Below are 8,813 nucleotides of genomic sequence, written 5' to 3'. Positions count from 1 at the left end.
TCCGGTGGGGGTAGGACCCCAGGCGGCCGTCGGACGCTGAGACGTGAGGAGCGCGTAGCGATCTGGCGCGCATGTCGGCCCAGCGCCCTGCCCCCGGCTTTCCGGCTGGCCCGGGTGGGGGTGTGCCACCCGTGCCCAGGCCTTGCATCGCTGATGCCCCTGCCTGGTTATCGTGAACCAGTGGACCGTTCTTTTGGGGGCTTCCCGACAGTCCTTGGCTTTCCGGGGCGGGACGGTCTGTCAAGGGTGGCCGAAGGCCATCGCGCAGCGACGCGACCGAAGGGAGCGCCCTTGACAGGCCGTCCCGCCCCGGAGAGACAGTGGGACTGACGGGAAACCCCCAAACCCTCCCTGATGGGCATTCCGGGAATCAGGCCCCCGAAGCCCCCGACCAACCGGACACCGAACCCACCCCCACCACCCCCGCCAGGACCTCCACCGCCCTCGCGAAGGCCGCGTTGGGGGGTGCCGCGTATCCGACCACCAGGCCTTCGCGGGGCGGGGTCGGGTCCGCTCGGTGTTGGTAGGACGAGAGGCCGTCCAGGGACAGGCCCGCCGCCCGGGCCGCCGACAAGGCCGGGGCCTCGGCGCCCGGCGGGAGTTCCAGGACCGCGTGGAGGCCGGCCGAGATGCCGGTCACCTGGATGTCCGGGGCCCGCGCGGCCAGTACGGAAACCAGCTGGTCACGCCGTTCCCGGTAGCGCTTCCGCATCCGGCGGACATGCCGGTCGTACGCGCCGCAGTCGATGAAGTCGGCCAGCGCCAGCTGGTCCAGCGCGCTCGCCCAGGACTCCCGCTGCCCCTTCGCCGCCAGGACCTCGTCGATCAGCCGGTCCGGCAGGACCAGCCAGCCGAGCCGGAGCGCGGGCGAGAGGCTCTTGCTCAGCGAGCCCGCGTACACCACGTGCTCCGGCGCCAGGCCCTGCACGGCGCCGACCGGTTTGCGGTCATAGCGGAACTCCCCGTCGTAGTCGTCCTCCACGATCACGCCGCCGGTCGTACGGGCCCATTCCACGGCGGCGGCGCGCCGCGCGGGCAGCAGGCGCCCCCCGGTCGGGAACTGGTGCGCCGGGGTGAGCAGCAACGTACGGGCCCGGGAGGGGAGTTCCTCCGTCCGGGCGCCGTCCTCATCGACCGCCACGGGGTGCGGGCGGACCCCGGCGGCGTCCAGGATGCCGTGGTGGAAGGGAAGTCCGTACGCCTCGACGGCCCAGTCCCGGGGCCGGACGGACGCGAGGAGCCGCAGTCCGTTGGCGAAGCCGGAACAGACCACGATGTTCTCCGGGCCGGTACGTACGCCCCGTGCCCGGGACAGATAGGCGGCCAGTGCCCGCCGCAGCTCGGGCCGGCCGCGCGGATCGCCGGGGCCGAAGGCCTCGGTGGGCGCCCCGGCCAGGGCCCGCCGGGCGCTGGCGGCCCACGGGCCCCGGGGGAAGGAGGCGGGGTCGGGCTTGCCTTGGAGCAGGTCGTAGCGCGGACCCGTGGGCGCGGCGGTCAGCGGGCCCGAGCCCGCGCCGCGTTCACCGCCGCGTTCGGCGACTCCTCCAGCGACTCCTCCAGCGACTCCTCCAGCGACTCGTTCGGCGACTCCTCCAGCAACGCGTCCAGCGACTCGCTCTCCGCCGCGTTCCGCGGCCCCCTCCGCCACTCGGGTCCCCGAACCCTGACGGGCGGTGAACCAGCCCTCGGCGACCAGTTCCGCGTACGCGTCGGCGACGGCGCTCCGGGCCAGTCCGAGGTCGGCGGCCAGCGTCCGGTACGGCGGCAGCCGCGTCCCGGCGGCCAGCCGCCCGCTGCGGACGGCGCTGCGCAGGGCCTGAGCGAGGGCGGTCCGCCGGGCTCCTTCGGCGGGGAGGTCGAGGTGCAGGTCGGTGCCCGTGCCGCCGTCGTCGCCCCTCCCGCCCTCGGCGGCCGTCATGCGTCCGCCTCAGGTACGAACACGGCGTGCGTGGCCGTCAGGAAGCGGCGGACGGTGTCCCGTTCGTGGGCGTCGAATGAGTCCAGTACCCGCAGCACCCCGTCGATCAGCGGGCCGAAGAACTCCCGGCCCAGCCGGATCGCCTCCGGCTCCACACGCAGCAGGACCCGGCGCCGGTCGCGGTCGTCGCGTATGCGCGCCACGTGACCGAGCCGTTCCAGCCGGTCGATCAGCGCCGTCGTGCCTGCCGAGTTGAGGCCGAGCCGGGCGCCGAGCAGGCCCGCCGTGGCCGCCTCGCCGGCGCGGGCCGCGTCCAGCAGGCAGATCAGGGCCCGTACATCGGTGGGGTGCATGCCGTTGCGGGCCGCGAACTCCGCCTGGCGCAGGCCGAACTCGACGGTCACGGCCCGCAGCAGATGCACCAACTGCAGATTCTCTGGTTCCTGGTTGTCGCTCACACAGCCCTCCGCCTAATATCTCTCGTTGAACGAGATTATCGCCCAACGAGGTATTGGAGCCAGCCGTGTCCCGGACGCCTCTCTTCCGTACCACCTCCTTCCGTACCGCCTACGACGCGGTCCTGGCCCAGTGGCCCGGGCGGGTCGACACCGTCGACCTTCCCACCCCCTACGGCCTCACCCGCGTCAACAGCTGCGGCCCCGCCGGCGCCCCGCCGCTGGTGCTGCTGCCCGGCGGGGGTGCCGCCTCCGTGGTCTGGGGGGCCTGCGCCGGCGCCGGGCTCGCGCGCACCCACCGGCTGCACGCCGTGGACCTGGTGGGGGAACCCGGGTTCAGTGCCCCGGAGCCCGGGAGGGCGATCCGGACCGCCGGGGACCTCGTCGGCTGGCTGGACGCGGTGATCGACGGGCTCGGCCCGCGCGGCCCCGTCGCGCTCGGCGGTCACTCGTACGGAGCCTGGATCGCCTCCCACTACGCGGCCGCGCGGCCCGCCCGGCTCGGCCGCCTCGTGCTGCTCGACCCGACCCAGGTCTTCGCCGGGCTCCGTCCCGGCTACGTGCTGCGCGCGCTGCCCATGCTGGTGCGGCCCAGCCCGCAGCGGATCCGCTCCTTCCTCGCCTGGGAGAGCGGCGGAGCCGCGCTCGACCCGGCCTGGCTGCGGCTCCAGGACGAGACCGCCCGCTTCCCCACCGTCCGGCCGGTCACCGGGCCGCGCCCGGACCTGACGGTCCTCGCGCACCTGTCGGCCCCGACCCCGACCCCGACCGCGGCCCCGACCGCGACCGCGACCGCGCCCCCGTCCTTGCCCCCGACCTCGACCTCGACCCCGACCCCGTCCCCGGTCCCCGTCCACGTCCTGTTCGCCGGGCGCGCCCGCTGCCACGACGCCGAGCGGGCGGCCCGGGCCGCGCGCCGGGTGCTCCCGGACGCGCGGGTCGACGTACTGCCCGGGGTCTCGCACCACGCGATGCCGCTGACGGCGGCCGAGGAGATCGCCCGCTTCGTGGCGTCCGGCCGGGCCGACTTCGAGATGTGATCACCGCCCGGACGTCCGCCCGTCGTACCCGGGGCGGACTGCCTCCGGCCCGGCCGCCCGGCACCCCCCGCTCGCGGGCGGTCAGAGTGCCGTGCGCTCCACGGGGATCCACAGCTCCGCGTCCGCCTGTGCCCCGTCCTGCGACAGCCGGGTCCGCAGGATCTCGGGCCCCGGCCGGCTCTGGTAGGGATGGGACGGGAACCACTGCGTGAACACGTCCCGCCACAGGTACTGGAGCGTCTGCGGGAACGGGCCAGAGCTCTCGAACACGGCCCACGTCCCGGCCGCGACGGTGAGCGCGTCCATGTCCTCGGGCACCGCGGCGCGCGTCACCACGCCGTGGTAGTAGTCGAGTTCGGTTCCCTCGGCACGACTGTCGTCCAGATCGTCGCTCGCCGAGATGATCCCCTGCGGCTCCTGATCGGACAAGCTCTCGATGCGCCGCAGCGTCTCCCGGTCGATCCCCCGGATGAAGGCGGCGATGGCCGGGTTCACCCCCTCATGTACGAGCGGGACGCGCGCCTTCCTGCCGACCACACGGAACTCGTCCTTCTCCACGACCTTGTACTGCATGCTGCTTCTCCCTTCGACGACGAGGCGGAAGGACATCCGAGGCTGGGACTGCAGGCCGGCACCGGTCCGCCTGACCTCACCGGGGCCGACGCCGTGCATGGCGCGGAACGCACGCGCGAACGCCTCCCCCGAGGTGTAGCCGTAGCGCACCGCGACCTCCAGCAGCGTCCGCTCCCCGCCCAGCACTTCGGCACCGGCGACCGTCAGCCGCCTGCGCCGGACGTACTGCGAGAGCGGCATCCCCGCCAACGCGGAGAACAGCCGCCGGAAGTGGTACTCCGACATCACCGCGATCCGCGCCAGGTCGGCCACGTCGATCTGCTGATCGAGGTGGCACTCGATGTGCTCCATGGCCTGGTTCAGCCGCTCCAGCACCCCGGTCTCCTTCCCTTTCGACCCTCACGTTAGGAAGGACCCACCCTGTCGGACCCGACATCCTGTGCCCGGTCCGGTCGGGTGCGCCGGGCCCCCGCCGCGCCCCCGCCGACCCGGGCGCACCGTCGGCCTGGGGTGCGGGTGACCGCGCTAGCCGCCCTTGCGGGACAGGGCCTCGCGGACGGCCTCCTCGGAGCGGGCCACCACCGCCGTGCCGTCATCGGCGGTGATGATCGGGCGCTGGATCAGCTTCGGGTGCGCGGCCAGGTGTGCGATCCACCGTGCTCGCGCGGCGTCGGTCTCCTCGCGCGGCAGGTCGCGTACGCCGGTCTCCTTCGCCTGGGGGTCCGAGGTGCGCGTGATGTCCCACGGCTCCAGCCCGAGGCGGCCGAGCACCTCGCGGATCTCGTCCTCGGAGGGCACGTCCTCCAGGTAGCGGCGCACGGTGTAGTCGGCGCCCTCGGCGTCCAGCAGGGTCAGCGCGCTGCGGCACTTCGAACAGGCGGGATTGATCCAGATCTCCATACCGCCCAGCGTATCGACGGCCGGTCCGGCCAGGGCTTTTGTCAGTGGTGCCCAGTAAAATCGAGGGAGAACGACAGGAAGCCAACTACCGTTTGGGAGGCTGTAGATGGCCACTGCCACCACCATTCAGCACGTCAAGAAGAAGCCGCTGCCGGCGGGCCTGCCCCGCGAGTGGTACGAGACGCACAACCGCCGTCTCAAGGCGATGCGCCTGGCGATATCCCTGCTCGATTCGGGGACGTACGACGCCCGGCGCGCCACCAACCGGAAGATCCGGACGATGGCCGTCCGGACGGGTATCCACCGGCCGTCCAACGTCACTTGCAAGATGGTCCGCGCCTTCATTCAGGCGGCGTGACCGAGGCGGCGTGACCGGGGCGGCGTGACCGAGGCGGCGTGACCGGGCGGCTGACCGAGGCGGTGTGACCGGGGCGTGGTGAGCCCGGCGGCGTGAACCGGCCGTGCCGTGCCGGGCCGGGCGTCGGCCCGCCGGGGTGGAGGCCCCGGCGGGGCGGCGTCGGTGACCGATGGTCACCCTCACTTCTCGTTGAAGATGATCTCCCTGGCCGGGCGGGTCATCTTCACGGTGCTGTCGGTGACCTCGACGATGTGGTGCAGACCCTTGTACAGCCGCTCGGTGTCCGGGAGGAGCCGGTACTCGTCGTCCATGATCCCGGCCAGGAAGGCGCGGAAGCAGGCCATGGACGCGGGGCTGCCGGTGAAGTCCAGGTAGTCCTTCAGCCGGCGGAACAGCTTCGGCAGGATCACCGCTCCGGTCTTGTCGTGCGTGATCGACTCCATCATGGTGACCGTCGCCCCGAAGAGGGTCCTGTCGACCGCCCACACGCCCTTGCCCTCCGCCCTCGCCTTCTCCGAGGCCTCGGTGAGCACCTCGCGCAGGTACACCGGCAGGCCCGAGTAGAAGGTCGGGTAGGCCAGGCCGGACAGGAGCAGGTGGTAGTTGGCGGTCTTCTTCAGCAGGTCGTCGCTGACGTTCGTCCAGTAGCCGCTGTACACGGGCGCGGTGCCCCTGCCGGCGAAGGCCACGCAGCGGCCGAAGGCGTCGGCGCCCCGGGTGAGGATCCAGCCGGGCACGCTGTCCGGCGAGGTGGCGACGGTCTCGTCGTCGTCGCGCAGGACCGTCTTGAACTCGAGGAACTTCAGCATCGCGTCCGCGGCCGCGTGGGCGAGGCCCCGCGGCTGGTGCTGCACGCTTCCCCGATCGCCGTAGTGGGTCTCCAGGGCGTCGACCGCTTCGAGCCGGACGGTTCCGCGGCCGTCGGCCTTCGGCACGATCTGGCCACCGGGCACGAGTTTCCAGTCGGCCACGTTGTCCGGGATGAACGGGAGGGTGTCGCCGTCCGGCTTGGCGCCGCCCTCCACCTTGAACTTTCCACTGATCAGCAGCATGGCCATGGTGGCTCCCGTCCAGGTTCCAGGCATCACGGTGCGTGTGTGATCGTTACGCACGGTACACATCGGGGCCGTCGGGTGACAGCAGCAGCAGGGCCACGTCGTCGCGCGGTCCGCCGTCCGTGAACGCGACGAGGTCCCGCCAGACGGCCCCGACCAGTCCCGCCGGGTCCCGCGCGACCACCGTCAGCCGCGTGGCCAGGGGGTAGAAGTGCCCCGTCGCGTCGCGGGCCTCGGTCACCCCGTCGGTGTGCAGCAGGAAGCGGTCCCCGGCGTGCACCGCCACCTCCGCCACGGGGGGCGGTTCCGGCCGCGCGAGACCCAGGCCCAGCGGCGGGCCCGGCTCCACGGCCACCTCCTCGACCGCCGGCCCGCGCAGGCGCAGCGCGGGCGGATGCCCGCACGAGACGAGCCGTACGAGGTCCCGTCCCGGCGGGAACTCCAGCAGCAGGGCCGTCGCGAACAGCTCGGGCTGCCCGTCGGGGGCGGCCGCCGCGTCCGACGCCAGCCGCCGGTCCAGCCGGGCCGCGACCGCCGCCAGTTCCGTGTCGTCCAGCACCCCCTCCCGGAAGGCGCCCAGCAGCGCCGCCACCGTGCCGACCGCTGCCAGGCCGTGCCCCTGGACGTCCGCGACCAGCGCCCGGACCCCGTACGGCCCGGCCCGTACGTCGTACAGGTCGCCGCCGACCAGGGTGCCGCGCTGCGCCGCCCGGTAGAGGCCGGAGCAGCGCACCGGCCCCACCCGTTCCGGGACCGGCGGGAGGACCGCCAGCTGCGCCGCCTCCGCCACCGTTCGTACGCTGACCAGCTGCGCGTCCCGGCGCCGCCGCACCCAGGCGATCACCACGCTCAGCAGCCCGACGGTGGCCACCGTGGCAAGGTCGGACCCCTGGGCGTGGGCGATGCCGAGGCTCGGCACCCCGAGCAGTACGAGGACGAGGGCGGCGAAGAACGCGGTCCCGGCCGCCCCGTACGCGAAGGCGGCCACCGGGGGCAGGCCCGCCAGGAAGTAGCCGAGTTCCACGTCGCCCGGGGTGAGCACCTGCGCGAGGACCAGCACCACGAGGGCCGCCGCGGGTGCGAACCGGGCCCAGCGCGGCGGCGGCTCCCCGCGCAGCCAGCCCGGCTCCTCGCGTCCGCGTCTCACCCCTCCACCCTGGTACGGGCGCCGGGCGTGCGCACCCCGGACCGGCCTGCCGGGTGGCCCTGCGCGGCGCGTGCCGGGACAGTGGTGGCGTGACCGACGACGATGCCTTCCGCAAGCCCCCGACCCCGGCGCACGTCGAGGCGCACGGCAGTGGTGACGGGCCGCAGAGCGCGGAGATCAGCACACGGCTGAACTGGCTGCGCGCGGGGGTGCTCGGCGCCAACGACGGGATCATCTCCACCGCGGGCCTGGTGGTCGGCGTGGCCGGGGCCACCACCGCGCGTGCGGCGATCCTGGCGGCGGGGGTCGCCGGTCTGCTGGCGGGCTCGCTGTCGATGGCGGCGGGGGAGTACGTGTCGGTCAGCTCGCAGCGGGACTCCGAACGGGCCGCGCTGGATCTGGAACGCCGTGAGCTCGCCGAGGAGCCGGAGGCGGAGCTCGACGAGCTCACCGACCTGCTCGCCGCGCGCGGGCTGAGCCGGGAGCTGGCCCGGGAGGCCGCCGGGCAGCTGACGGAACGGGACGCGCTGCGGGCCCATGCCCGGGTGGAGCTCGGCATCAACCCCGACGAGCTGGCCAACCCGTGGCACGCGGCCTTCGCCAGTTTCGTGGCCTTCACGGTGGGGGCGCTGCTGCCGCTGCTGGCGATCGTCCTGCCCGGCCCGTCCGTGCGGGTCCCGGTGACGGCGGCGGCCGTCCTGGCGGCGCTCACCCTGTGCGGGGTGCTGAGCGCCCGCCTGGGCGGAGCCCCTCCGCTCCGCGCGGTCCTGCGCAACGTCGCCGGGGGCGCCCTGGCCATGGCCGTCACCTACGCGGTGGGCACCTGGCTGGGCACGACCACCTGACCGGCTCGCCTGGGGGACGGGACGGGGCCGAGCGTGATGCGTGGCGGGCCCCGTGCCCGTAAGAGCCGAAGCACGGGTCACGACGCCCTACCTCACGCACCCCCGACCGCCACCCCACCCGACCCCGGCCCGGCCCCGGCCCCCGGCCCAAGCCCGGCCCCTGGCCCCCGGTCCCGGCCCGGCCCCGGCCCCGGCCCCGGCCCCCGGCCCCGGTCCCGGCCCCGGCCCCGGCCCCGGCCCCCGGCCCCGGTCCCGGTCCCGGTCCCGGTCCCGGCCCCGGCCCCGGCCCCGGCCCCCGGCCCCGGCCCCGGCCCCGGTCCCGGCCCCGGCCCCGGCCCCGGTCCCGGTCCCGGCCCCGGCCCGGCCCCGGCCCCGGCCCGGCCCTGGCCCCGGCCGCGGCCCCTGGCCTCCGGCCCGGTCCCGGTCCCGGCCCGGCCCTGGCCCCGGCCGCGGCCCCTGGCCTCCGGCCCGGTCCCGGTCCCGGCCCGGCCCTGGCCCCGGCCGCGGCCCCTGGCCTCCGGC

9 protein-coding genes are annotated in these 8,813 nt (G+C 74.8%); 3 read left to right on the top strand and 6 right to left on the bottom strand.

Features of this window, described 5'->3' with window-relative positions; translation table 11 throughout:
- Nucleotides 1–370 precede the first annotated feature (370 nt).
- The gene (gene pdxR, locus ACZ6I1_RS14540; RefSeq protein ID WP_469286974.1) at nucleotides 371–1,918 is read right to left on the bottom strand and encodes a MocR-like pyridoxine biosynthesis transcription factor PdxR; all 1,548 of its coding nucleotides are present in this window, start codon (nucleotides 1,916–1,918) and stop codon (nucleotides 371–373) included.
- Nucleotides 1,915–2,376: a MarR family transcriptional regulator gene (locus ACZ6I1_RS14535; protein WP_469286972.1), complete on the bottom strand. Its 462-nt coding sequence runs from the start codon at nucleotides 2,374–2,376 to the stop codon at nucleotides 1,915–1,917. Before ACZ6I1_RS14535 ends, pdxR begins: the two co-directional genes overlap by 4 nt.
- A gap of 65 nt (nucleotides 2,377–2,441) precedes the next feature.
- On the opposite strand from ACZ6I1_RS14535, the gene ACZ6I1_RS14530 reads away from it, so the two are divergent.
- Nucleotides 2,442–3,413 carry an alpha/beta fold hydrolase gene (locus ACZ6I1_RS14530; protein ID WP_469286970.1) on the top strand — a complete coding sequence of 324 codons (972 nt, stop codon included), beginning with the start codon at nucleotides 2,442–2,444 and terminating at the stop codon, nucleotides 3,411–3,413.
- An 81-nt stretch (nucleotides 3,414–3,494) separates the two neighbouring features.
- On the opposite strand, the gene ACZ6I1_RS14525 is transcribed toward ACZ6I1_RS14530, so the two are convergent.
- Nucleotides 3,495–4,361 (bottom strand): AraC family transcriptional regulator, encoded by an 867-nt coding sequence (locus tag ACZ6I1_RS14525; RefSeq protein ID WP_469286968.1) that lies wholly within the window; start codon nucleotides 4,359–4,361, stop codon nucleotides 3,495–3,497.
- A gap of 150 nt (nucleotides 4,362–4,511) precedes the next feature.
- Nucleotides 4,512–4,886 carry an ArsC/Spx/MgsR family protein gene (locus tag ACZ6I1_RS14520; protein WP_469286966.1) on the bottom strand — a complete coding sequence of 125 codons (375 nt, stop codon included), beginning with the start codon at nucleotides 4,884–4,886 and terminating at the stop codon, nucleotides 4,512–4,514.
- A 106-nt stretch (nucleotides 4,887–4,992) separates the two neighbouring features.
- On the opposite strand from ACZ6I1_RS14520, the gene ACZ6I1_RS14515 reads away from it, so the two are divergent.
- Nucleotides 4,993–5,244, top strand: a complete 252-nt coding sequence (locus ACZ6I1_RS14515) for a hypothetical protein (RefSeq protein WP_446587462.1) — start codon at nucleotides 4,993–4,995, stop codon at nucleotides 5,242–5,244.
- Between the two features lie 179 nt (nucleotides 5,245–5,423).
- On the opposite strand, the gene ACZ6I1_RS14510 is transcribed toward ACZ6I1_RS14515, so the two are convergent.
- Nucleotides 5,424–6,302 (bottom strand): nuclease, encoded by an 879-nt coding sequence (locus ACZ6I1_RS14510; protein WP_469286963.1) that lies wholly within the window; start codon nucleotides 6,300–6,302, stop codon nucleotides 5,424–5,426.
- A gap of 46 nt (nucleotides 6,303–6,348) precedes the next feature.
- Complete coding sequence (locus ACZ6I1_RS14505; protein WP_469286962.1) at nucleotides 6,349–7,446, bottom strand: PP2C family protein-serine/threonine phosphatase; 1,098 nt, start codon at nucleotides 7,444–7,446, stop codon at nucleotides 6,349–6,351.
- Nucleotides 7,447–7,535: 89 nt separating this feature from the next.
- Between ACZ6I1_RS14505 and ACZ6I1_RS14500 the strand changes: the two genes are divergently transcribed.
- A complete protein-coding gene (locus ACZ6I1_RS14500) occupies nucleotides 7,536–8,291 on the top strand; it encodes a VIT1/CCC1 transporter family protein (protein WP_469286960.1) in 756 nt (251 codons plus the stop codon).
- The last annotated feature ends 522 nt before the right edge of the window (nucleotides 8,292–8,813 follow it).

Source organism: Streptomyces sp. NPDC046303, from assembly GCF_055588085.1.
Note: the sequence above shows the minus strand (reverse complement) of the source record. Positions and strands in the feature narration are given on the sequence as shown.